Genomic DNA, 25,000 nt, shown 5'->3' with positions numbered 1-25,000 from the left:
TTGCGCAAAACCTCATCCACGCCCTTCGTTCCTCCGCTTGGATGAAATCGGGGGCTTTCGTCAGGACCATACGTTCGGTATAATGAAGCTTTGGCCCTGTCTGTTCGCCCATTCGGGCGGCTAACCCTATCATACCAATTTACAATGGGATTGTGAAAAGGGCAAATGGATTACTTTTAACGGGATCTTCACGGATCCCTGAATCATATCGAGGTGGATGAATGATGTTAAGTCCGAACTCAACGTTTTATCCCCGTCCCCTGGGGGTTACCGCCGCTGCTTCCTTGCCGCAATCGCCCTCGGCGCCGCTGGAAACAAGCAGGCAGCTCGTCAGGGCAGACGAGGCGGATGCAGCCTATTTCCGTTCGCTGGAGGAAGCCGGCATCCGGCTCAACGGGCCGCAAATTTCGGCTGTGCGCCACAACAAAGGCCCGCTGCTCACCCTCGCTGGTGCCGGCTGCGGCAAAACGACGGTGCTGGCAGCCAGAGCAGGCTACCTGATGGCGATTCACGGCGTGCACGCCGGCAGCATTCTGCTGGTGACGTTCACGAATAAAGCCGCAGCGGAGATGAAGGACCGCATCGCCTCCTTGCCCGGCATTCGCCCGGCAGCCGCAAGAGCGGTGCAGGCCCGTACGTTCCACTCCTTTGCGCTGACGCTGCTTCGCCACTACGGCACGCAAGAAGACATCTTCGGCGAACCAAGAGCCCAGCACACCGTGATCAAAATGCTTTTGCGCCAATATGGCATGAGTGAGGCATTCCAGCCAGAAAGCCTGCTTGCCATGCTGTCCGCCTGGAAAATGCAAGGCTCCGCAACGGCCGACCTCCCCGAAAAAACGCAGGAAGAACGCGACGCCAAACGTGTGCTGATCGGATACGAGGAATGGAAACGGGACCGGAACAAAATGGATTTCGACGATATTTTGCTGCGTGCCGCCGCCTTGCTCCGCGATCCGGCCGTCCTTGAGCCCTTGCAAAGGCGCTTCCAGTACATCATGGTCGACGAATTCCAGGATACGAATCATCTTCAATACGAAATCGTGCAGAAGCTGGCATCGGCGCATCGCAACCTGATGGTTGTCGGCGATGACGACCAGACGATCTATACCTTTAATGGCGCGAGGCAGGAATCGATTCTGGAGTTCGATAAAGTCTATCCCGGAGCACGCATCGTGACGCTGGACATCAACTATCGCAGCGATGCGCGCATCCTGGGGCTTGGGAGCGAGCTTGTTGCCCGCAACAAACGCAGGCGCCACAAAACGCTGCGAGCAGCCGGACATCGCGGTGACGCACCGCGCTTCGCAACGCCCTCCAATGCCGAGGAGGAAGCTGCCTGGGTCGTCGAGCAATTGTGCAGCCAGGTCGAGGACGGCATGTTCCGTTACCGCGACATTGCGATTCTTCACCGTACCGCGAGCAGCAGCCGGGCCGTTTTCGAGCAACTGGTATTGAAGGACGTGCCCTTCATTCAACATGGCGCATCCCCTGTCTTCTATGATCAGTCCTTGATCCGGCCGCTGATGGATCACCTGCGGTTGTCGCTCAACCCCCGTTCGGCGGAAGCACTCCCCAGCGCGCTCGGTCCGCTGTACGTATCCCGCGATGCCGGCTTGGAGTGGATTCAACGCTCCGAACAACAGCAGGCCAAGAAGTATCCGCTGATTCATCTGGCCAAATGGGATAAGCTGAAGCCTTTCCAGCAGGAACAAGTGAAGGAACGCATCAAGCTGATCAAATCGCTCAGCAAAATGAAACCGGTCTTTGCCGTTCAGGAAATGCGGCGCCAATTCTACGACAAATACATGGAGAGCGGAGACCCCAGCATATTTACGCATTACCGGGAAACGATGCTGGAGACGCTCGACGAATTCGAAGCGGCAGCCAAACGCTTCGAAACCGTCGAAGAATTCATCGGCTTCGCCGACGAGCTGTCCCGCAGGCATAGGGAAATGGAAACATTGCGCCGGGCCGAGGACAGCGATGCCGTTCAGCTTATGACGATCCATCGTGCCAAAGGGCTCGAATTTCCCTGCGTGTATTGGATCGGCGCCAGTGAAGGCATAATTCCGCATAGCTCGGCCCTCCGGCAAGATTTGCCCGATGATCAAAAGGCCGCCCTCACCGTGCAGCAAACCGCTGCCGACCTGGAGCTTGCGATCGAGGAAGAACGGCGGCTTGCTTACGTAGCCGTAACGCGTGCCAAGCAGTACCTGTACGTGACTTCTCCTGCCAGCCACCACGGCAAACCTGCCGATGTGTCGCGTTTTCTGCTGGAGGCGTTCGGCATCACCGTGCCGGACAAACGCAAAAACACGGATTCCGGAGCTTATGGCTCCTCGCATAGATCCTATGGCAACGGCTCCGCCTCTCCCACTCGCTCCGGAGCAGACTCCGGCAAAAGGGATATGATCCACAGGCGCAAAATCAACGGCGGCGATGCCGAAACACCGGAGCCAAAGGATCGCAGGCGAAGCGGGGAAGTACGCAATCACAAAGCCTACAGTACGCCAAGCGTCCGGCAGAACACGTCCTCCATTTCGGCATCCGCCACAAATAGTGGAACATCAAGCGACGGCGGACGCACGGAAGTTGTGGCGATCTGGAAATGCAGCTCGCCGACGTGCAAGGCGTGGCTGCGGCAGAAGACGGACACTCACTCCCGCAGCAGCTCCGGGCGCAGAACAGCCTCGGGTCCGCCTGAATGCCCCTTGTGCTCCGGCCCCATGGAGGCGGGCACACGCAGCGTTCCCGTTACCGGAAGGGATGCACGCTTCAGATAAACTATACAATGAGCTCAGGACGTTGCCCTTCCGTTCTCATTTCGTTTCATGACGCTTTCCGCTGTTTATTAACAGTGGAAAGCGTCTTTTTTCCATTTTTGAATGGAGGTTGAACGAGGATGGTCGAAAAAAAGCATTATTATGTATCGGTAACCCATAACCTCATCGAACAGTCCCGCAGCGAATCAACGCCTTTCGAAGTCGTCCTGGATGACGAAGAGCTGGCCAGGCTGGAGGAGCTGATGGATCTTGCGGAAAATGACGATGCCTACACGCTGCAACGCGCTCCCGTACCTTATAAGTCGGCTGATCACGATGATGCAAGTGAGCGGTTTGCGAATGGACTAGTCCTGCTGTACGCCTTTTTGCATCATCATGGAACGCTGCCGACCCGTCAGGCCATTGAAGAGATGAATGTGCTTGACCGTCTTCAGGATACAGACTATGACGACCCTGGTTATGAACAGTCACCGATGAACAAGTAGATTCCAGGCTATATCTAATAGTTCCAAGTGAATGCGTTTAGTCCAAACGAATTTCTTTTCCCTTCTCGGCTGACTCGTAAATGCCGCACAGCATTCTGGTGGAAGTCACGCCATCGGCGATGGGGCTGATCGGCTCCGTGCCGTTCAGACAGCAATCCACGAAATGGTCGATCTGGTTCTGGAACGCACTGTGAATATGAAGACCGGAATGATCCGTCTGCGGTTCGATGTTGAGGATCGTATTGTGTTTCTCCGCAACGATCAGCGTCTCCGGTTCGAGCTCGAGCCCCCCTCGCTCGCCGTACAGCTTCACATAGGTTTCATCCTTGCGAGCATGGAGCGTAAAGCTCACGTCCACGACGAGCGAAGCGCCGTTCTCGAATCGGATCATCGCGTTGGCCATATCCTCCACGTCGTTGACGGCTGAACTGTAATCGGCTGCTTTGTAAAAGGAAAGATGCTCTACGTTTGCCCGGTTGCCCAGCTTCCGGTACGTATTGCCGCTTACCGATATCGGTTTGGGCCTGCCCATCATGTACCAGCATTGGTCGATGATATGTACGCCCAGATCGATTAGGGGACCTCCGCCGGAGCGATTTTTGTCGGCAAACCAGCCTCCCGGATTCCCGTGCCTTCGGAGAAGGGAAGCCTTGGCGTAGTACAGTTCCCCGAACTCCCCGGCCTCCACAAATCTGCGCAGCATCTGCATGTTGTTGTCATAACGCCGGACGAATCCGACGACGAGGGTGCAGCCGCTCTTCTTTACCGCCTCCTGAATGCGCAGCGCATCCACAACCGTGGTGGCAACCGGCTTTTCCAGCAAGACATGTTTTCCCGCTTCCAAAGCTGCGATGGCAAGATCGGCATGGGTATTGTTCCATGTGCAGATGCTGACGGCGTCCACATGAGGGTCTTTCAACATTTCACGGTAGTCGGTGTACACCGACTGTGCCTCGTATTTCTGCGCCGCTGCCGCAGCCCGCTGCTCGTTCAGATCGCAGATCGCATAGATCACGGCCTGTTCGTTCTGGGCATAGTATCTAAGATGAAGATCCGAAATGGAGCCTGTGCCAATCATGCCGATATGCAGCCTTTTGCCCGTATTCATCCTCGCGCTTCCTCCCTTATCCGTAATCAGGTTGTTCTAGTCTGCCCGCAGCATGCCTTCATATATGCCCGGCGTCGAATGTTCAATCGGAACGGCACCAAGGGTACGGGCGTAGAAATCCACTGGTCCTGCGGACCCGATAACGGCATAGGCATACCCTTCTGCACGCATGGCATGCATGCAAGCTAGCAATAAAGCCTTCCCTACTCCACGTCCCCGCGCTTGTTCGCCGACCCCTGTCGGGCCGAAAAAATTGCGGCAGGTTGCCTCATAACAGGCAAACCCGATCAATTTGCCATGCTCTATCGCAATATAGCAGGCTACAGGCTGGCGGGAAAAAGAAACGTCGCATTCGTCGGCCCAAGCCTGGCTGAAATGCGACTTCACCCAATCCAACACGACCTGCTTTTCCGGTGCAAGCGGCTTGCGAATGACGATGCCCTTTTGTCTTAACTCATCAAGCTCCTTGTCCTGTTCCGGCAATCGATACAGTGCAACCAGCATATCGCTCATCGTTCGCTTCTCCTCCGTTTTCGCCAACTCGATTGAGTTACCTCTATTCATGGAGCCTCGGCAGCTGCATTGGTTCAGGCGGATATCCCCAACCTAACCGTCAATGGATCAACCCTGCTCACTGCTTCCTATTTTACACAAAATATCCCATCGATTCACGTATATGTTAAGCAAAAATACGTCAAATCGCTCCTATTTTGTAACGACTTCATACTTTAACGCTGGAAACTCATAAATAAGTGCAACACTCGGCAAAGAAGTCCCGTCTAGAGAGAATGAACGACCGGTCATTGATAAAATGTGCCAACGTCCATACAAGAATGAAAGGGATGATCAACAATGAACAACAACATGAAAAAAGTTAGCGCCCTGATGGTTCTCTCTCTGGCACTCGGTGGAGGGGCTGCCTATGCGGCTGAATTAAACAGCGGATCAGACGCGATCCCCGTGAGCAGCCAGGACATCGTTCAGAATACGGTTCAGGGTCAGGGCAAGGCCTTGAGTCCGGTAAAAGTCCATGTCAACGATACCGCCATCGCTGATGGATACTGGAAGAAAGACGGAAAAACCCCCATGATCTCGCTGCGCGACCTTGCGGATGCGCTCGGCATTGAACTAACATGGAACAAGGAAAACAAATCCGCCGAATTAAGCAAAGGCAACATGTGGACGATCGTTACGACAGGAAAAGACCAATATTCGTACAACAAAATGCTGTTGACCTTGGGAACTGCCCCTGAAATCACAAACGGCAAGATGTACATACCGGCAGCCTTCGCCGAGAAAGTGCTGCAAGCGCAAGTCAGCACAACGGGCAACCAGGTATCCATCACGTCGGAAGAGCAGGCCAAAACCATCATTGAGCGCGGCGTCATTACAAGCATCAACCAAAAAGACAAATACGCTTCCGTTCATATCGGCGGCGTTGGCACGTCAGGCATCGTACTCAACGTCGGCGAGGATACCGTGTATCAAACCGCTGATGGCAAAACACTGAAGCTGGGCGATCTGTCCATCGGCATGACTATTGAAGCAGAGCATGCAATCATCATGACCATGAGCCTGCCGCCACAAACTCCTACCTACCGCATCACCGTACTTGATCAAATGGATTCCAAATCGGAAAACTCCGAAGTTCTGGGTACCGCGGGCAAAATCGAACAAGTAACGAGTGAGGGCCATGCCGTTACGCGCATCGAAATTTCGGGCATCGGGCTGTCTGAGACCTCACAGGACCGCGTCATTCTAAACATCAATGAGGATACCCAAATTGTCGATCCTCAAGGAAAAACGCTGAAAGCTGACGTGCTGACCAAGGATGCCGCGATTATCGGATTTTACAGCCCACTTCTGACTCGCAGCCTGCCGCCGATCGGAACGGCTTGGAAACTTGTCGTGGATACGGAAGCTGACGGCACCAGCATGACCGACGGATTGCCGTCTCCGGCAGATAGAGCCGATGGGGCGGAAATTCAACCGAAGTAAGCTATAGTTTAAATGATGCCAAAAACCCTTATTCAGCATGTTCGTCATGCACGAATAAGGGTTTTTGGCGTTGATTTGCACCCTGCTTCAAATCAACGAAGCAAAAGATATGTACATCCCGCCTGCCCCGTACTTGAGGCCGGAAATGATCGTTTGAGCCGTAATTCATATTGGCTGCGGCGGATTGCGACAGGTTACTCGTTCTCTTCGATGACGGCTTCCGCTTCAATCTCCACCATCAGCAATGGATCGATCAGCGCACTGACCTCGACCATCGTAGCGACAGGCTGGATTTGGCCAAAAAACTCGCCGTGTGCTTTTCCGATTTCCTCCCAGCGGGAAATGTCCGTCACGAACATGCGGGTCCGCACAACATGGGACAGATCGGCACCAATTTCCTTCAGGGCTTTTTCAATCGTCTGCAAAATGAAACGCGTTTGCGCATAAGGATCACCCGCGCCCACAACAACGCCATCCTGCATGGCGGTGGTTCCCGCCACTTCAATGCGGTTGCCAACACGGATTGCCCTGCAATATCCCACGAGCGGTTCCCATGGGGACCCCGTAAACACCTGCTGCCTGCTCATATTGTCACCCTCGCTTATTTGTCATTTTTCACCATTGTCGTTTCAATTATAGCAGCATGTCCATGTGCCGAACAGCACGTAAAAAGCCTCTTGCCCACACGCCGAGTGCATCTTGATGGCGTTTGTGCGAAAGGCTTTTGTTCAGAAGCGGACAGGCCCGCTTTTCCGTAGCGGCACTGAGGCCGCAGTCCTCATTAGAGCTTGATGTTGGCTGCGTCGAAGTATTCTTCGAGCGTCAGGCCGCTTTTGACGACATCCGGAGCCAAATCTGTGCCGACATAGCGGATATGCCAAGGCTCGTACACATAACCGGTAATGCTCTCCTTGCCGTCCGGATAACGGATGACGTAACCATATTCGGCTGCATGTTCGGCCAGCCACTGGCCTTCCTTCGATTTGCCGAAGGACTCTTCCAGCACATTGCCCACGCTTGGACTCGATACGTCAATGGCAAGACCGGTCTGATGTTCGCTTCGTCCAGGCACGGCGCTGACGCGGGAAGCATATTCTTCCCCTTTGGTTTTGACGTTGTTGTTGTAAATGGAAACCTGGCGCTCGTACGAACGATAGCCGGAAACGGCGCGGAGTTCAATGTCGTCCGCTTTTGCACCTGCAAACAGCTGCTCCAGCGCCTCAGCGGCTTCTTTGCGCATATGGCGCTTCTCATGCGGTCCGTCAAAGGAAAACGGCACGTTCGGTTCGACCAGATCATTCGGTTCATAGCCTTCCGGCAGGCTGCGCTGTTTGTTAACGATGACGGTCATCGCTTCGGCATTGGTCACGACGGATTGCCCGTCGATCGTATTCTGCAGGGCACTGACGCTGCGTTTCTCCATCAGGGCAGCTGAGACTGCGGTTTCTCCGCCCCCGCTGCCGCCTTCGGCAGCCTGTCCTTCGCCGGCAGAGGAATTCCCCTCGCCGTTTCCGCCGGATTCAGCCGAAGCATCGCCGTTGCCAGCGGACGGTTGTCCATCACCGCCGTGATCCTCGGTAAAATGAACGGTCGTTCCGTCGGTTCCCTGCACGGTGTCCCCGCCTGCGTTCAGGCCCCCCTTGCCATCGGTGCCGGAACTGTCCTGACATGCAGTCAGCAGTGCCGCACATATCATGAAGGAAGACAGCATAACCACAATGCGGCGCTGTCTGCTGTTACTGTTTTTCATGTTATAACTCCTATCCTGTAATCAATTTGATGAATTCGAATGATGTCAAATCCCGGTCGACGGACAAGCTTTTCCCCTTTTGAATTAGACGAACGAAGGAAAAGGCATGCTTTCAGCCAAGCCGGTTCACGGGGAAACGGCAACACCTTGCGGTCTGCCTTCCCCTGCGACAGTATACCTTAAAAGAACGCGAACCTCCACCGGCAATGCCATCCTTGAGAGGTTTTCTCCTCTCATCATGGCGTACGGACGGCCGTATGGGTCCGTTTTCGGCCTTTTAGGGCATCCCCTGGTCCAATGCGAACAAGCGGGGATGCTTGCGCATCTCCCGCTTCGTTTAACCCCGATATCACGTCTTTGCCTTGCTGTCCTTCTGCGGCCGGACAGCCTGCCAGAGCCGCGCGGCGACCCGCTCGCGGATCAGAGCCAGGCCTGCTGCCGCCGGCTTGCCCGGCAGCAGCGCTTCCAGCTGCGGCAGTGCCGGGGGCTTGCCCGGCTCGGCCAGCTGCATCTGCACGGCGCCGAAGCCCGGCCCGGGCTGGTGCAGCGCGCCGTCAGCGGCTGCCTCGGCGATCCACTCGCCGACGGCCGCGCCGCCTTCGCCGCCGCGCGCCTGCGGGCGGCCCGCCGTCTCCGCGGCGCGGCTGGCGCCGTTTGGATCATCGGCCAGAGCTTCGGCCCATGATCCAAACACGCCGGCGAGCAGCGCTTCGCGCGGCAGGCCGGCCTGCGCCAGCTGCTGCAGCGGCTCGGCCGCGCAGCGGGCCGCGGCGGCGCGCACGGCGGCCGCCGCATGGGCGCAGCCTGCGCGGCCGCAGGTGCACGCGCCGGCCTCGGGCGCCGCCGGCAGCAGCCCGGCGAGCTCTGCCGGGGCCGGGCCGCCGCGCAGCAGCGCGTACAGCGTCTGCGGGCGCCGACGCAGCTCGGCCAGCAGGGCGGCGCGGGCGCCGGCGTCCAGATGCGCCTGCACGACCGTCACCGTGAACGGGCCGGCGCCGGAATCCGCCAGGTCCGGCTCCGCTCCAGTTGCCTGCATCCCGGCATGATGCCCGGATGCGGGGCTTACTTCCGCCGTCCACGCCCCGGGAGCGGAAGACGGCTGCATCTGCAGTTGCACGTTCCATTGATCGCTCACATCCATCCCCCTTTCGCTTCTTTGATCCCGAGCCGACTGCCCGGGTCCTGTTCTACAGCCAAGTCTCTCCCTGGAGCGAGATCAGGCCGCGCAGTTCCTCGTCCGACATCTCGGTCAGCCAGTTCTCTCCGGAGCCGACCACCTGCTCGGAGAGCGCCTTTTTGCTCTCGATCAGCTCATCGATGCGTTCCTCCAGCGTTCCTTGGCAGATCAGCTTGTGAACCTGCACGTTGCGATTCTGTCCGATCCGGAATACGCGATCCGTTGCCTGGTTCTCCACAGCCGGGTTCCACCAACGATCATAATGGATAACATGGCTTGCCCGGGTCAAGTTCAAGCCGACGCCGCCTGCGCGAAGCGAGAGCACAAACAGGGAGGGTCCTCCCCCCTTCTGGAACGTATCGACCATTTCGTCCCGCTGAGCCTTCGAAACGCCGCCGTGCAGGAAATAAGGCTCTTCCTCGTACCTTTGAGCCAAACGCGACACGAGCAGCTCGCCCATAGCGACGTACTGGGTAAAGATCAACGCGGACTCTCCGTTGTCCCGTATGGCATCGATCAGCTCCAGCAGGCGTTCCATTTTGCCCGACGCCTCGTTCTTGGCATGGTCTTTACGCTGGCTATCGATCAGCACCGGATGGTCGCAAATTTGCTTCAGCTTCGTGAGCGAAGACAATACGATCCCTTTGCGGGCTATGCCGCCCCGACCGTCCAAACCGCCCATCAGCTCATCGACTACCCGCTGGTACAACACGGCCTGTTCCGGCGTCAGGGAGCAGTATGACTTCAGTTCCAGCTTCTCCGGCAAATCCTTGCGGATATCCGGGTCGCTTTTGAGCCTGCGCAGCATGAACGGGGACACCAAACGGTGCAGTTCGCGCAATGCCGCGCTGTTCTCTTCCGCTGTGCCCGCACCGGAGTAGCGCTGACGGAACGATGTCGCCGTGCCCAAATATCCCGGATTGAGAAACTGGAAGATGGACCATAACTCGCTCAGCCGGTTTTCAACAGGCGTGCCTGTCATCGCGATCCGATGCGGCGCGGACAAACGCATGACGCTCTGCGCCTGTTTGGTGCGGTAATTTTTGATATACTGCGCTTCGTCCAGCACAACGGTGGACCAATGCAGGGAAGCCAAATCCGGGCCGTCCCTGCCTGCCAGGTGATACGTGGTCAGCACGATGTCATGCCCGCCGGCCTCTGCCCGGAATGCTTCCCCATGCAGACGCTGTCCGCCATGATGAATGTAAAGGGACAAATCGGGGGCAAAGCGTTTCAGTTCGCGCTGCCAGTTCCCCAGCAGGGATGTCGGACAAACGATCAATGCAGGCGAACCCTCCTGCCCGGAAAAGGCTGAATCCGTACGTTCCCTCAGCCCATCGTAACCCATACCAAGATTGTCCTGCTCATTCGCTTCCTCAGCCGCCATCTGTTTCTCTTCGTGTTTCAAATCGAGCAGGCAGGTGATCACCTGAATGGTCTTTCCAAGCCCCATGTCGTCTGCGAGACATACGCCGAAGCCAAGCTCGCGCATGGCCGACAGCCATTGATACCCCCGTTCCTGATAAGGACGAAGCTCCCCGTGCAGCTCTTCGGGCACCGTGCGGGGTTCAATGCTGCGCAGCACTTGCCCGTCGAGCAGGAAGGACAGCAGGCCTTCCGATTCCGCCCCGAATACGGACAATCCTTTCCATGCGGCGTCTTCTCCTTCTCCGGCGACCAGATGCAGCCATTCGGAAAGAGGCATGTACTGCTCTTCTTCTTTTTTCATGTATCGCAGCACCTGGCGAATTTCCTTGGTATCCACTTCGATCCATTCGCCGCGGAACATGATATAAGGCACGGTCGCTTCCGCAAGCGCGGCCAGCTCCTCTGCCGTTACCGGTTTGCCGTCGAGCATCGGCTCCGCCTTGAAAGCCACCAACTGCTCCATGCCAAGCGCTGAAGGCGAGCCGGGCGCCCGTTCAGTCCCGGAACCGAGCATCTGCAGGCGCAGGCCCGCCCGCCGTTTGCCGGAACGCGTCCAACGGGAAGGCATGAGCACCGTCACGCCCGCTTTTTGCAGCCGCGGCACGCCATGCGTCAAAAATTCGAAAAAGACGAACGGCTCGAGCTCGATTTTTTCCGGATACGGCCGCAGCAAAGCGGCCTCCAGTTCGTGGGCCAGCTCCCCCGCACGCCCGAGCGCCATCAAAAACTGCTCCGCGACGGACGGGTAGGTAATCCTGCCCCGATGAAGATCCTTCTCAGGATGCGCCCATACGGCCTTTGCCGGCAGCCTGATTCCCGGCTCCTGCACGCTCTCTGCCCAAAACGTAATGCCCCATGACGATTCCTGGTCGCCCAGCGGCGGCTCCAGACGAAGAGCGAGCTTCAACTCGCCCTCGTTCTGAACCGGCTCTTCGCTGCGCACCACTGGCATCATCGTACCGCCCGCCTCCTGAACGGTATCGATGAACTCGGCCATTTCCTCCGTCGAGCCCTGCACCGTTACCGGACGGAACATGGAAATCAGGCTATTCCACCACAGCTCGCTCACCGGTGAAATTCCCCGCCGGAACGGCGTGCGGTAGCGGGACATTTCACTATCCATGCCTTCAAGCTCTTTCGTGACGAAGGCGTTAATCATTCCGCTCATAAAAGAATACAGTACGGCCGCCGCCGCTTCCTGGCGCGTTTCCGGCTCCATCGAGGCATATACTCCCGGAGCCGACAAACCGATGGGCGGCATCGCTTCCGCCAATTCGCGGAAACGTTCCGCGTCCGCCTTCTGCACGAGACGCGGTCTCCAAATCCCCGTCAGCGTTTCCTGGCCGGAACGGCGTCTGGCTCCCGTTTTGGCTGCAAATTCGGCAGACGGCGCAATTTCCCCGCGCAGCAGGAGCTCCTGCGCAAACCTCGCGGCCTTGACCCAATAGGCAAGCTCTTGCCCGGGTTGGATGCCCGCTGCGTTCAGAATGCTTTCGTCATAATGAAGCAACAGCTTGAATGTATCCCTCGGCGAAACAGCCAAACCTTCCAACGTGCGGCCGAGCAGCTGTCGACGCCTCGTTCCCTTTGCTTCCGACGCATTCCTCATCGGATTCGGCCAGCGCAGCTCTGCCAGGCGCAGGGCGGCAGGCTGAAGCAGACGACCCCCGTCGCCGAAGCTCAGCCTTCTCACCACATGACTCCACGCGTCCACGCGCGGCTCCGATGTTTCTCCGGAAAAACAAAAAAATACGTCACCAAGCCATACTCCATACAACGATTGCATCATTACAGTCTCCCGTCATTCCTTTGCATTGTTACTCTCCATCATATACGAAAATGCCTGGATTTAAAAACCTCTACAAACAAAAAAAACAGATTTGGCCCCTCTCCATGGCTTACAACCATATCGGCAGCATTTTGTTGCCGCCCCACTTACCCCAAAAAATAAATGCCCCTTCCCGGTCGGGAGAGGAGCATCGCTAGGTTCATATGTGGTATGCGGTCTGATTTTTGAAAATTCTCTCTATGCGTTCGGCAGGTTATGCGTTCGGCAGGTCGCCCAGAATAACGTCTAAATCGAGAATGCCCGCTTCATGATCCTCCGCGTGCGCGATTCCCTTAAACGCTCCCTTCATGTAGCGATTGTACTTCTCCGACGGCTCCACAATCTCTTTGTAGGAAACGATGGAATCCACGGAATCCACGATAAGCGGCACGTTTGCTCCTTGATAAGGGACAACGATGATGCGGTTCGAAGACGTGGTTTCATCTTCGGGAATGCCCAGCAATGCACGCAAGCTGACCACGGAGACCACTTTGCCGTACAGCGTTGCAAACCCTTTTACCGCGCCGGTGTTGAACGGGCTTGAGGTGATCGGGACCATTTTAATGACCTCATGCACTTGGTGAATCGGCAGCGCGCAGACCTGTTCTCCCACGGAGAAATGGATATACTGAATTTCGTCATTCATAAGTTGTCCATACCCTTTCGGATTTCGTAATTATGTAGCGTAATACTTCTGGCCTTAACGGCTTTGCTTCCAAAACCCTGGACGCTTTCTATAGTATAAAGCAGTTACTGTTAAGGTGAAGTCTACCATACCCGTTCTCAAAATCAAGACTGAATTGTCGGTTTTTGGCGCCGTTTTGTACAAGGGCCTATGGTCAAGTCCCTCACGAGTCAGCATGCTTCTAAACCAATTGCAAATCGCATGCCCTCGTCAACATTCGGCAGAATCCGCCTCTGGCATTCCATAATTTAGACAATCCCCCGGATTTCCTCCAAATCGCACACCTTTTCCTGCAGCATCCACTGCTCAAGCTCCCGCACCAGTTCCGCCCCTGCACGCAAACGAACAAAATTATGCGTTCCCACCTGGACCGCGTTTGCGCCTGCCATGACGAATTCGATGATATCCTCGGCGGACCGGATGCCTCCCATGCCGATCACGGGAATCGATACGGCCCGCGCCACCTGATGAACCATGCGGAGGGCAATCGGTTTAATGGCCGGCCCCGATAGCCCTGCATAAGTATTCGCAAAGACGCTTCGGCGTCTGCGCACATCGATTTTCATCGCCGAAAACGTATTGATCAACGAAACCGCATCGGCGCCCTCTTCCTCGCACATGGCTGCCATCCGCGCGATATTTTCGGCTTGGGGCGACAGCTTGACCATCAGCGGAAGGGACGTCGCATTCCGGACTTGGCGGACGACATCCCGGGCCGTCTCGGTCTGAATGCCGAACTGCATGCCTCCCTCTTTGACGTTGGGGCAAGAGATGTTCAGCTCCAGCATGTCCACGCCTCTGCGTCCTGTCGCGCCGCGCTCCTTCGTGTTTTCCGATATCATCGTGACGGCCCGAACGTACTCCTCCGGATCGGAACCACCCACATTGGCAATCACCGCCGTGTTCCAGCGGATCATCTCATCCAATTCATGCTCCAAAAATGCGGATACGCCGGGATTCTCCAACCCTACGCTGTTGAGCATGCCGGAAGCCGTCTCATGAATCCGCAGGCCTGTATTGCCCGGCTTGGGATGCAAGGTCAGCCCTTTGCCGACGATGCCTCCCAAAACGTCCAGAGGGTAGAACCTCTCATACTCTCTTCCAAAGCCAAACGTTCCCGATGCCATCACCACCGGGTTTTTCATAGCTACCCCTGCAATGTTACATGCCAAAGAACTCATGCAGTCCCACCTCCCCGATTGGAAAAACCGGACCTTCCTTGCATACTCTGCGGCTGCCCGCGGCAGTATGGATCGTGCATCCGAGACAGGCACCGATCCCGCATGCCATATGCTGTTCAACGGAAATATACAGCCTTGCCGGCGTATTCGCCGTTTTGCGGGCAAGCGCCCCTAGCATCGGGGCCGGTCCACAGGCAAACATGTTCGCATAATGTGCCGGATCAACCCGTTCGATGATACTTCCCCCGATTTGAACGGCTACGGACAACGATGCTGCCTCGAATGCTTCAACGCCGAAAGCTTGCTCCGCGAATCCCAGATACACGTGGGCATCCGGATATCGTTTGGCGGCAAGCAGCAGCGGAGCTGTTCCCATTCCCCCGCCGATCAGCGCCAAGCTTCCGTCCACTTGCGGAAAACCGTTGCCGAACGGTCCCTCCAGGTCCAATTCCTCCCCTGGCTGCATCCGGGCAAATATGCGCGTCCCTTCGCCAACCACCCGATACAAAAAGGAAATGTGCTCCTTCGCGATATCATATATGCTGATCGGCCTCGCAAGCAGCGGGAAACCGTGCCGGCCGCGCAGCATATAAAACTGCCCCATCCTGCCCTCGAAGCTCCCTTCTACCTTCATAACATGAACATCCGGAACAATCGCCTCATTGGAAATCAACTTCGCCATACCATCCCTCCCCATTAACCACCCACTATATCGCATAACCGGCCAAGTTTACGTGACGTTCCTCATAAGTGAACACCGTTCACCGATCCAATATGTTCCTTACATCATTCGACATCTCTTGCTACAACCAGTTCCAAAGGCGGGTCCGTTATTTTTCTCTCATGGGACAACGGCAACTTCCCATTTTTCTGTGGATAACACTCAATTTCACTCTGCTTGTCCCCATATCACTCGGAAAAACACTATATTTTTGTATCAATAACCCCGGATTGTGAATAACTTGTGCACAATTACCCACAACCTGTGAATAAACCTGTTGATATATGTGCATATGTATTTAAATCATGTGCATAACCTGTGTATTTGTTCTCTAAGTTATCATCGACATATATTATAAGAAACTAGGCTAAAAGCCCCTTCTTCTTCTTTTACATCGTCTCAGCCTCCAGAACATAAAAAAACCGATACGATCAATAACCAAAAAACCGTCCAGCGCATAACGCGAACGGTTTTCCTTGCTAATACAAATGGCACGCCACCTGACGGCCCGGGGAAATCTCCCGCAGCTCCGGAATCGCAGAGCGGCATTCTTCTTTGACATAAGGACAACGGGGATGAAACGTGCAGCCAGTTGGCGGATTCTCAGGGTTGGGCACGTCGCCGCCCAGTACGATGCGGTCTTTTTTTGCTTCGGGATCAGGAACAGGGACGGCAGACATCAACGCTTTGGTATAGGGATGGAGTGCCTCGGAGAACAGCTCTGCCGTAGGCGCAAGCTCAACGACTTTGCCAAGGTACATGACCGCCACGCGGTCGCTGATGAATTTAACGACGGACAAGTCATGCGAGATGAACATATAGGTCAGGCCGAACTGTTCCTGCAGGTCTTGCATGAGGTTCAATACCTGGGCCTGTATGGATACGTCCAGCGCCGAAACAGGCTCGTCGCATACGATGAACTTCGGATTGAGCGCCAGCGCGCGCGCAATGCCAATCCGCTGCCTTTGCCCGCCCGAGAATTCGTGCGGAAACCGATGGGCTTGATATGGGGATAACCCGACGACTTCCATCAGCTCTTCGATCCGGGTTTTCAGTTCGTTTTTTCCCAGCTTGTGATGGGTCAGCAATGGCTCCTCCAGCGTACGCTGCACGGTCCAACGCGGATCAAGCGATGCATACGGGTCCTGGAACACCATCTGCATATCGGTGCGGAAACGCCGCAATTGCTCCGGTGCCAGCTTGCGCACGTCCTTTCCTTCGAAGAACACCTCGCCGTCCGTCGGTTCGATCAAACGCAGAATGGCACGTCCCGTCGTTGATTTGCCGCAGCCCGATTCACCCACCACAGCAAGCGTCTCGCCACGTTCCACCGTCAAGGTTACGCCGTCCACGGCTTTTACCGCGCCGACCTGTTTCGATAACAAACCTTTACGGATCGGATAATGCTTTTTCAGATCGCGAACTTCCAAAATGGCGCTCATTGCAATCCCCCTTCCTGTTGAAGCAAACAACGGCAGCGGTGTCCGGGTACGGTTTCCAGCAATTCGGGCTGTACCCGTTCACACCGCTCTTCCCTCACCGGGCAACGCGGAGCGAAACGGCAGCCTGCAGGCATCTGTGCCGGATTCGGAACCTGCCCCGGGATAGAAGAAAGCCTGTCCTGATCGCCGGCGAGCTGCGGCAACGAAGCCAGAAGCCCGCGGGTGTACGGATGCTTCGGATCGGAGAACAACGTCTTGACATCGGTCTCTTCGACCACTTGTCCCGCATACATCACCATGACTCGGTCGCACATTTCGGCTACGACACCAAGGTCATGGGTGATCATTACAATCGCCATGTTCTCGGTCTGTTGCAGTTCGCGCATCAGGTCGAGGATCTGTGCCTGAATCGTCACGTCGAGTGCCGTGGTCGGTTCGTCGGCGATCAGCAATTGCGGATTGCACACCATGGCCATGGCAATCATGACCCGCTGGCGCATGCCGCCAGACAACTGATGCGGATATTGGTCCGCGATTTTCTCGGGACGGGGAATCCCCACTTTGCGCAGCATGTCGACCGAACGTTCCCAGGCTTCTCTTTTGCCCAGTTTCAGGTGATACCGCGCCGACTCCGATATTTGCTTGCCAATCTTGAACACTGGATTCAGCGAGGTCATCGGTTCCTGAAAAATCATCGCCATCCGGTTACCCCGGATCTTCCGGATTTCCCGACCGGACAGTTTAAGCATGTCCTTGCCCTGAAAGCGAACCTCGCCGGAAGCGACGCGGCCGATGCGTTTGGGCAGAAGCTGCATGATCGACAACGAGGTAATGCTTTTGCCGCAACCTGATTCGCCGACAATGCCCAGCGTCTCTCCCTGACGCACAGACAAGCTCACCCCGTCCACGGCGCGAATAACTCCTCGGTCCGTGATGAATTCCGTTCGCAGATCCGCCACTTCGAGCAGTGCAGTCATGTTATTCCCCTCCCAATTCGATGATGAAATGCTTAATGATGACGAAGATACGATTTATGACGAAGAAACTTTCGAGGCTGCAGATACGGACCGATCTGAATCTTGCATGCCTTCGACGCCGAGATATTTGAGCGCACTAAGCGCGTACACCTTGGCACACTGGATAATTTGCCATACCGGCGCCTTTTCGTTGAAATTATGGATGGTCGACAACTCGGCAGGGCCGTATTGCAGTACAGGAATGTTGTGGTTGCGGAAATGACGCGCATCGCTCGAAGCCCATTGCAGCACGCCGTATGCTTCTTCGCCACTCACCTCTTCAATGCTCTCGACCAGTTGGCTTACGATCGGTTCATGCGGTGGAGTCCAGTTGGCGTTTCCTTGAAAACCGAACGGCTTCAGCTCCGATTCGATGCCTGCTTCGAGCAGCAGGGAGCGAGCCCGGTCCAGAACGTCACGGTAATCAACGCCGAACGGTACCCGCGAATCCACTTGCACCGTGCAGCGATCAGCCACCACGTTGACCTTGGTACCGCCCGTAATGGTTCCGATGTTCACCGTCACGTGATCGAATACCTGATAAGCCAGCCCCGCCTGCTCTCGTTCCTTCGCATAGTGCTGCGAAATGCCGATGATCTCTTTCACTTCTTCAGGGATGTTTGGTTTGATATCCCACAACCGCTGCAGCGCCTCGATGCCTTTCGCCGCCTTTACGATGGCGTTCTCTCCCACGACCGGAGACAAGCTGCCATGGCCTGGCGTGCCTTCCACCGTAAATTCGAACCAGCAGCTGCCCTTCTGTCCGATCGTCGGATGCTGTGGACTGGACGGTTCGGCAATGACAGCCGCCGTTCCGGTGGCAAGCCCGCGTTCCAGTACCCAAGGCACCCCCAGATCCCCGCCGGTCTCCTCGTCCGGCACGATCATGAGCGACAGATCACCGCGAAGCGGTACGCCCAGCTTGGCCAGGACTGCTGTGGCGAATATCAGGCCGGCCAGCCCGCCTTTCATGTCAGAAGCTCCGCGTCCAAGCATGTACCCGTCCCGAATTTCGCCGCCGAACGGATCGAAATCCCAACGGGATAAATCGCCCGCAGGAACAACGTCCGTGTGACCACAGAAGATCAGATGTTTTCCTTCGTCCCCTTCGCCTGTGCCCTTCAGCGTGGAGACCAGGTTCAGCATCGTTTCCGTTGCTGCGTGCACCTTGGTGCCGATCCCGGCCTGATGCAGGTATTCGATGATAAACGCGCTAATTTCCCGGGAATCTCCCGGCGGGTTTTCGGTCGGGAACTGAATGAGCTTGGAGCACAGCTCAAGCAACTCGTCCTGATTTTCCTCGATCGCATCCAGCACTTTCTTTTTCCAATCCATCATGGTCAGGCTCCTCTCCGTATTTCCGATATGGTTATGCAAGCAAGGACATGCGGCAAATGGTCGGAAGACAGGCTGTCCGCCTGTCTCCCGTCCGCTTTCGCTGCCTTCTTATTCGCCTTTGCTAAGCGGATAGAAGCGCAGCACTTCATCCGGGTAATACACGTATCCGCTGATCTTGTTGTTCATGCCCACGACGCGATTGTACTCGTACAAGTACGCCCAAGGCGCTTCCGTTGTAATGATTTCCTGCGCCTTTCCGTACAGTTCGTTACGTTTATCCGCATCCGGCTCGGCACCGGCTTCCTCCCACAGCTTGTTCACTTCCGCATTGTTGTAGTGAATATAGTTGGAGGAACCTTCGCCATAGAGCAGGAAGCCGAGATGGTAACCAGGATCATTGACAAAGGAGGTCCATTTGGAAATATAAGATACCAGGTTGCCTTCTTTTTGCTGTTCAAGGAACTGCGCACGCGCCACCTTGTTGATGTTCATCGTGACGCCGATTTTGGCAAGCTCGGCCTGAATCAATACGGCGTCGTATTCCCAATCGTCAAAGCCCGAGCCCAGCGTGAAGTCAAAACTGAATCCGTCTGCATATCCGGCTTCGGCCAGCAATTGTTTGGCTTTGTCGAGATTGTATTCGTAGACGTAACCCGCATCCGTGTATCCCGGCGTATTGCTCGCCACCGCACTCTTCATCGTTTTGGCTTGTCCATACATGACGTCATTGATCAGTTGGTCATAAGGAATGGCGTATGAGATGGCCTGCCGCACCTTTTCGTTGTCGAACGGCTTTACATTGTTATTCATTGCAAAGAACAGAATTCGGTTACTCGCATTGGAGGCAATCGTTAGATCGCTGTTTTCCTGCAAGGCCGTTACGTCTTTGGGAGGAATTTCAATCGCCATATCCACGTCGCCCTTGTTCAGCAGCAGTACCCGGTTGGACGCTTCTTTCGTGAATTTCAGCGTGACTTTGCCCAGCTGAGGCGCTCCCTGCCAGTAATCGTTGTTGGCTTGGAATACGGCCTCGCTCGCCGGATCCCACTTTTCAAGGGAGAATGGTCCGGAACCGGCCGCATTGGTCTTGAGATATTCATCACCTTTCTCCTCGACCAGCTTTTGGTCCACGATGGAGAAGGTGTACATGGCAATGATTTGGGTAAACATGTGGTTTGGCTTGTTCAGCGCGATTTCGACGGTCGAATCGTCGATCTTGGTCACGCTTTTGATATCGGCCATGCCGTACAGAAAGCTGCCCGAGCTTGAATTTTTCACCCGTTCAAATGAATATACGACCGCATCCGCGTTCACCGGATTTCCGCTTTGGAACGTCACGCCGCTTTTGAGCTTGAATGTGTACGTCGCGTTGTCGTCAGACACGTCCCAGCTCTCCGCCAACATCGGCTGGATGTTCTCGGTATCGGCCACTTCTCCGCCATCGACCGTTTTCACCCCGTAAGTGACCAACTGATCATAAGTAGCGAGTACCAGCGTATCCGAGGTTAAATCGTTGGCTTCTGCCGGATCCATCGTTGTTCCGCCCTCTGAATAAGCCACTGTCAAGGTTGGTGCGGGTTTTGTTGTCTCTCCCGTGCCCGTTGCTGCCGGTTGCTGGTTCGCATTGCTGGCACAGCCGCTGAGCACGACGGTAAGGGCAATCATTGCAGAAAACCATTTGCGTTTGTTCATGTCTGTTTCCTCCCCATTTGGACCATCTCTTGATTGGACTGCAGCCAGGTCGGATTCGCGGGTCACGCCCGCATCCCAATCCTGGCTGCATTACAGCAGGTTGAATTCTCTCTACGCCTTTATATTTAAAACTGTGAAGCGTTGTTGCGGTGCTTAAATAGAGTAAGAGGTTATACACCTCCCCGCTCCATCCTCGCAGAGCCCCAGCCGTGGTTCCGGATGTATGCCTCGAAGACGCAAGTCTCCAACATGCATATCAACCGGTACAATCCACGTCTTGAAATTCATATTCAACGAGCAAGGTTCAGGGACTTCAAGCAGGTCCAAGCAAGCAGCATGTTGCGAACCCGCGATAATTCCCCTCTATCTGCCCGAACGCAACCTTGGGTCCAATACATCCCTAAATCCGTCTCCCAGCAAATTGAAGCCTAAAATCGAAGTTGCAATGGAGAGACCCGGGAAAGTCACCAGCCACCATTGACCGGAAATAATGTATTCGCGGCCTTCCGAGATCATCGCGCCCCACTCGGCCGTTGGCGGCTTGACGCCGAGCCCCAGGAAACTGAGGCTTGATGCGGTCAAAATCGCGAAACCCATCCCGAGTGTGGCCTGCACAAGCAAGGGCGCAAGCGCGTTGGGCAAAATGTGGCGGAACAGGATCGTACGATCCTTCACCCCGATGGCCCGGCTGGCTTCGACGTATTCCTTCTCGCGCAGCGATACCGTCTGCCCATACATCAGTCTGGCGAACTCGGGAATGCCGACAACGCCGACGGCGATCATTGCGCTGGTCAAACCGTTGCCCATGGATGCCGCAATCGCCATCGACAGGACCAAGGAGGGGAACGCCAGCAGTACATCCATCAGCCGCATAATGATGTTCCCCATCCGACCGCCATAGTAGGCAGCGATTCCGCCGAGCGGAACGCCGATCAGAAACGAAATGCCGACGGCGATCAGGCCCGTCCATATGCTGATGCGTGCTCCATGGAGCACGCGGCTCAGAATATCGCGGCCGTAATTGTCCGTTCCGAACCAATGCTCGCCGGAAGGGGCCTGCAGCTTAACCGCAGTGTTTGTTGCGTAAGGATCATATGGCGCGATCCAAGGGGCGACAGCCGCAATCACCGTCCACATGACGATAAAGGTCAGGCCTACGACCGCAAGCCGATTGCGCAGCAGCAGCCGCAGAAAGGTTTTGGGTTTGGCAGCGGCTTCTTGTACCGGCTTTGAACTTCCCAGTGTTGTTGGCGCAGCAGTATTCACAGCGGGTATCCTCCTTTCACGGCATCTTTATTCATAACGAATTCGCGGATCAATCAGGCCGTAGACCAGATCAACGATCAGATTGATGCAACAGAACAGGATCGCACTGACGAGTGTAAAAGCTTGAATCGGCGCGTAATCCGCAGCCAGAATCGAGTCTGTGACGTAACCGCCTAGCCCGGGCCAGGAAAAAATCGTTTCTGTAATGACCGCTCCGCCCATCAATCCGCCAAATTGAAGGCCAAGCACCGTCAACGTCGGAATCAGGGCATTGATCAAGGAGTGCCTGCCCACGACGGAAGCCTCGCTGAGCCCCTTTGCTCTCGCAGTCCGTACGTAATCCTGCCCGACGACTTCCAGCATGCTTGAACGGGTCATGCGGGCCACGATGGCCATCGTGCCCGTGCTCAGGCAAATCGCCGGAAGCAACAAATGGGCCAAGCTGCTTTTCAATGCAACGATGTCACCACTGAGCAGGCTATCCAGTACGTACATCCCGGTAATATGGGTCGGCGGATTCAGGTCGCCGCTGATGCGGCCCATCGGTGCAGGTGCCCAACCGAGAATCGAGTAGAAAATGTAGATGAACAGCAGACCCAGCCAAAAAATCGGTACACAAGCACCAATCAACGAAAATACTCTGGAAATGTGATCGATGAAGGATTCCTTTTTCGTAGCCGCTATAATGCCCACCGGAATGGCGACGCAAATGGCGATTACGATGCTGGCCAGCGTCAGCTCAATCGTTGCCGGGAAGCGCGAGGCGAAATCGCTCGCTACCGTATGGCCCGTGTGATAGGCGAAGCCCAGATCGCCCTGAAGCAGCTGCCATACATACGTAAAAAACTGTACGAATAACGGTTGGTCCAGCCCCATGTCTTGCCGAATCCGGTTAATGACGTCATCGGTCGCTTGTTCCCCGGCCATCACGAGCGCGGGGTCCCCGGGCAGCACCCTGGACAGAATAAACGTAATGACTACGATGCCCAGCAGTGCCGGGATCATCTGCAGCAACCTTCGGACCGTATAAGCTAACAATCGATCAACCCCTTTACCTCTGTTGTCCTCACTTTGCTGTCATGTTGTGTCGAGCAGACAATGTCATGTCAAGATTCCCGCCATTATCGTCTCTTCTTTAGTAATTGTGCTTATTTTACATAGATTCAGAGGGTCGAACTACGTCCAATTCAGCTAAAAAAATGCACAACCGTTTGTCGGCTGTGCACTAATATCATCGCTTTATGTCATATTTAATAACACCAATGAATCTAATGACCATCTTGCACCCTTTTCACAGGTAGCCTCGCTCTACATATACATTTTCCATATCATCCAGTTACAGGTTGTTCACAGTTCCTCCTGTCCTTGCCGGAGATAGTGGTATACGAGACACAGGTGGCACACGAATTGCTCACGAGGGTGATTCAGGTCAAATCCGACAATGTCCCTGATGCGTTCCAACCGATATTTGACCGAATTCCGATGGATGTAGAGCCTGCTTGCCGTCTCCATCAGACTGCCGCGACTCTCCAAATAGTAGAACAAGGTGCGGAGCATGTCGCCGCCATGTTCCTCATCATATTGACGCAACTTGCCCAACTTTCGCTCGAATAACGCCTCATAACCGGGGGCCGATGCCGTCGTTTCGCCAAGCAGATGATACGCCTCGACGTCTTCAAACCGCGTTGTAGTGGACGTGCATAGTTTCTCCGAGACCCTTAATGCATTTCGTGCTTCGCCATAACTTTGATGCATGTTCCATAGATACACCCTGCTGCCGATCCCTGCCCGGAAAGTCCCGAGCCGGTGGGACGTGTCTTCCATCCAGCTTGTAATCGTCTCGCTCCAGGTCGCATCTCCCTCTTCATCGCGCCCATGCTGCATATACTCAGGCGTCGGCAGAAACAACACGGCACGGTTCGAGCGAAACTCGATATGCGGCGCAACACCCCGTCGCCGCGCTTCGCGATCCAACAGGGTGGCCAACAACTCCTCGTCCGGTTCCGCTTCTCCTTCGATGACAGCCACTTCCCAGATATGCCCGGGATTCATACCCAACTTGCGCCCTCTCGTTTCCGCTTCATGCCTCGACAGCATAGGCGGAGTCATCAGCTCGTCGATAAAATTACCCCTGAGACGCAGTTCGGTGTCTTCGGCAACCTTATTCCGCATCAACTCCAGAGACAGGACAAGCCTCGCCTGTTCGATCACCACTTGTTCCATGTCATCCAGCGCCTGCTTGTCCACCAGCAACCGAGCAACTCGGCGCCGATCCACGTTAATTTCCCAAGCAAGCAGCGATTCGTCCGATTTCTGCCAATCATGATCCGGAGGAGATGATACGATCGTCCGCCCGGCATTGTCCAACACCTCAACAGGGGCCTGCAGCAGGTCAGCAATATTGTCACCAACCGCTTGAATGCCGCTGTTCTCCAGCACCATTGTGGTCAGCGTCCGGTATACTTCTTCCGAGCGCCGGAGCAGCGCCGCTTGCCGATCGAGAACCAGCTCCATCACAGGTTGAGTAATGTCCATATAGGGAATTTCCGGCGGAATTTCGATGATGGGCAGGCCACACGCATTGCTTGCCTCTATGGCCTCTGCCGGGATTTCTTTAAGAAATCGGGCCGGTTTGATGGCTAGCGCTGCGGCACCTGCCTCGTTCATCGTATGAACCAATTCGCCCAAGATAGCTGGATCATGCCGGATGGAATAAGCCGTCGTCAGCAACAGAACACCCTCTCTCAGCCATCCCTTTAAATCAGGCACCTCCATAATGTCCACAAACCTTACAACCCGATCCAATCCTTGACTGCCGCTGATGATTTTTGCTTTCCCCAGAATCGATATGTGGAGTAATTCCCGCAAAGTAACCCCTGTTGTTCTCAAGTCAATCGCCCCCTGATCCGGAATGGACACCTTTTGATGTTAACTTTTATTACTTATACCTCAAATTTTCATGTAAGTGTACCAGACTCATGATGCAAACAAAAAGGGAATATATGTTATATGAAATATAAGAACACAGTTTCAATGAAAATCATAATGATTTTCACGTTGTTATACGCATTATCAAACATTGAAAATAATTTTTCCCGT

Annotated in this window: 19 protein-coding genes; 3 read left to right on the top strand and 16 right to left on the bottom strand. The window is 55.3% G+C overall.

Features of this window, described 5'->3' with window-relative positions; all coding sequences use genetic code 11:
* Positions 1–224 precede the first annotated feature (224 nt).
* Both MKY59_RS02825 and MKY59_RS02820 read left to right on the top strand, forming a co-directional pair.
* Positions 225–2,786, top strand: a complete 2,562-nt coding sequence (locus MKY59_RS02825; RefSeq protein WP_339275879.1) for a UvrD-helicase domain-containing protein — start codon at positions 225–227, stop codon at positions 2,784–2,786.
* Between the two features lie 119 nt (positions 2,787–2,905).
* On the top strand, positions 2,906–3,271 hold the full coding sequence (locus MKY59_RS02820; protein ID WP_236417502.1) for a hypothetical protein: 366 nt from the start codon (positions 2,906–2,908) through the stop codon (positions 3,269–3,271).
* 37 nt (positions 3,272–3,308) lie between these two features.
* On the opposite strand, the gene MKY59_RS02815 is transcribed toward MKY59_RS02820, so the two are convergent.
* Together MKY59_RS02815 and MKY59_RS02810 are read right to left on the bottom strand one after the other, a co-directional pair.
* Positions 3,309–4,379 (bottom strand): Gfo/Idh/MocA family oxidoreductase, encoded by a 1,071-nt coding sequence (locus MKY59_RS02815; RefSeq protein ID WP_339275878.1) that lies wholly within the window; start codon positions 4,377–4,379, stop codon positions 3,309–3,311.
* Between the two features lie 36 nt (positions 4,380–4,415).
* Positions 4,416–4,892, bottom strand: a complete 477-nt coding sequence (locus tag MKY59_RS02810; RefSeq protein WP_236417504.1) for a GNAT family N-acetyltransferase — start codon at positions 4,890–4,892, stop codon at positions 4,416–4,418.
* Positions 4,893–5,231: 339 nt separating this feature from the next.
* On the opposite strand from MKY59_RS02810, the gene MKY59_RS02805 reads away from it, so the two are divergent.
* Positions 5,232–6,377, top strand: a complete 1,146-nt coding sequence (locus MKY59_RS02805) for a copper amine oxidase N-terminal domain-containing protein (protein WP_339275876.1) — start codon at positions 5,232–5,234, stop codon at positions 6,375–6,377.
* 194 nt (positions 6,378–6,571) lie between these two features.
* On the opposite strand, the gene MKY59_RS02800 is transcribed toward MKY59_RS02805, so the two are convergent.
* The 14 genes from MKY59_RS02800 to MKY59_RS02735 all read right to left on the bottom strand — a co-directional run bounded on the left by MKY59_RS02800 (position 6,572) and on the right by MKY59_RS02735 (position 24,790).
* Complete coding sequence (locus MKY59_RS02800) at positions 6,572–6,964, bottom strand: RidA family protein (RefSeq protein WP_236417506.1); 393 nt, start codon at positions 6,962–6,964, stop codon at positions 6,572–6,574.
* 194 nt (positions 6,965–7,158) lie between these two features.
* Positions 7,159–8,127: a M15 family metallopeptidase gene (locus MKY59_RS02795; RefSeq protein WP_339275874.1), complete on the bottom strand. Its 969-nt coding sequence runs from the start codon at positions 8,125–8,127 to the stop codon at positions 7,159–7,161.
* A 349-nt stretch (positions 8,128–8,476) separates the two neighbouring features.
* Positions 8,477–9,262, bottom strand: coding sequence for a hypothetical protein (locus MKY59_RS02790; protein WP_339275872.1), 786 nt, complete (start codon positions 9,260–9,262; stop codon positions 8,477–8,479).
* Positions 9,263–9,314: 52 nt separating this feature from the next.
* Positions 9,315–12,521, bottom strand: coding sequence for a DEAD/DEAH box helicase (locus MKY59_RS02785; protein WP_339275870.1), 3,207 nt, complete (start codon positions 12,519–12,521; stop codon positions 9,315–9,317).
* A gap of 253 nt (positions 12,522–12,774) precedes the next feature.
* Positions 12,775–13,206 (bottom strand): chemotaxis protein CheW, encoded by a 432-nt coding sequence (locus MKY59_RS02780; RefSeq protein ID WP_236417511.1) that lies wholly within the window; start codon positions 13,204–13,206, stop codon positions 12,775–12,777.
* A 287-nt stretch (positions 13,207–13,493) separates the two neighbouring features.
* Positions 13,494–14,426, bottom strand: coding sequence for a dihydroorotate dehydrogenase (locus tag MKY59_RS02775; protein WP_339275869.1), 933 nt, complete (start codon positions 14,424–14,426; stop codon positions 13,494–13,496).
* Positions 14,407–15,108 (bottom strand): dihydroorotate dehydrogenase electron transfer subunit, encoded by a 702-nt coding sequence (locus MKY59_RS02770; RefSeq protein WP_339275868.1) that lies wholly within the window; start codon positions 15,106–15,108, stop codon positions 14,407–14,409. Before MKY59_RS02770 ends, MKY59_RS02775 begins: the two co-directional genes overlap by 20 nt.
* A gap of 518 nt (positions 15,109–15,626) precedes the next feature.
* Positions 15,627–16,589 carry a dipeptide ABC transporter ATP-binding protein gene (locus tag MKY59_RS02765; protein WP_339275865.1) on the bottom strand — a complete coding sequence of 321 codons (963 nt, stop codon included), beginning with the start codon at positions 16,587–16,589 and terminating at the stop codon, positions 15,627–15,629.
* Positions 16,586–17,566 carry an ABC transporter ATP-binding protein gene (locus MKY59_RS02760; protein ID WP_236417519.1) on the bottom strand — a complete coding sequence of 327 codons (981 nt, stop codon included), beginning with the start codon at positions 17,564–17,566 and terminating at the stop codon, positions 16,586–16,588. Before MKY59_RS02760 ends, MKY59_RS02765 begins: the two co-directional genes overlap by 4 nt.
* A 54-nt stretch (positions 17,567–17,620) precedes the next feature.
* On the bottom strand, positions 17,621–18,943 hold the full coding sequence (locus tag MKY59_RS02755; protein WP_339275864.1) for an ArgE/DapE family deacylase: 1,323 nt from the start codon (positions 18,941–18,943) through the stop codon (positions 17,621–17,623).
* Positions 18,944–19,051: 108 nt separating this feature from the next.
* Entirely contained in the window at positions 19,052–20,635 is a 1,584-nt protein-coding gene (locus tag MKY59_RS02750; protein ID WP_236417523.1) for an ABC transporter substrate-binding protein, read from the bottom strand.
* Positions 20,636–20,998: 363 nt separating this feature from the next.
* On the bottom strand, positions 20,999–21,901 hold the full coding sequence (locus tag MKY59_RS02745) for an ABC transporter permease (RefSeq protein ID WP_339275863.1): 903 nt from the start codon (positions 21,899–21,901) through the stop codon (positions 20,999–21,001).
* A gap of 27 nt (positions 21,902–21,928) precedes the next feature.
* Positions 21,929–22,939 (bottom strand): ABC transporter permease, encoded by a 1,011-nt coding sequence (locus tag MKY59_RS02740; protein ID WP_236417527.1) that lies wholly within the window; start codon positions 22,937–22,939, stop codon positions 21,929–21,931.
* A 309-nt stretch (positions 22,940–23,248) separates the two neighbouring features.
* Positions 23,249–24,790 carry a PucR family transcriptional regulator gene (locus tag MKY59_RS02735; RefSeq protein ID WP_236417529.1) on the bottom strand — a complete coding sequence of 514 codons (1,542 nt, stop codon included), beginning with the start codon at positions 24,788–24,790 and terminating at the stop codon, positions 23,249–23,251.
* Positions 24,791–25,000: the final 210 nt, after the last annotated feature.

The organism is Paenibacillus sp. FSL W8-0426, from assembly GCF_037969725.1.
GTDB classification, from domain to species: Bacteria; Bacillota; Bacilli; order Paenibacillales; family Paenibacillaceae; genus Paenibacillus; species Paenibacillus hubeiensis.
The sequence above is the reverse complement of the archived record's forward strand: the minus strand, read 5'-3'. Positions and strand labels throughout refer to the sequence as shown.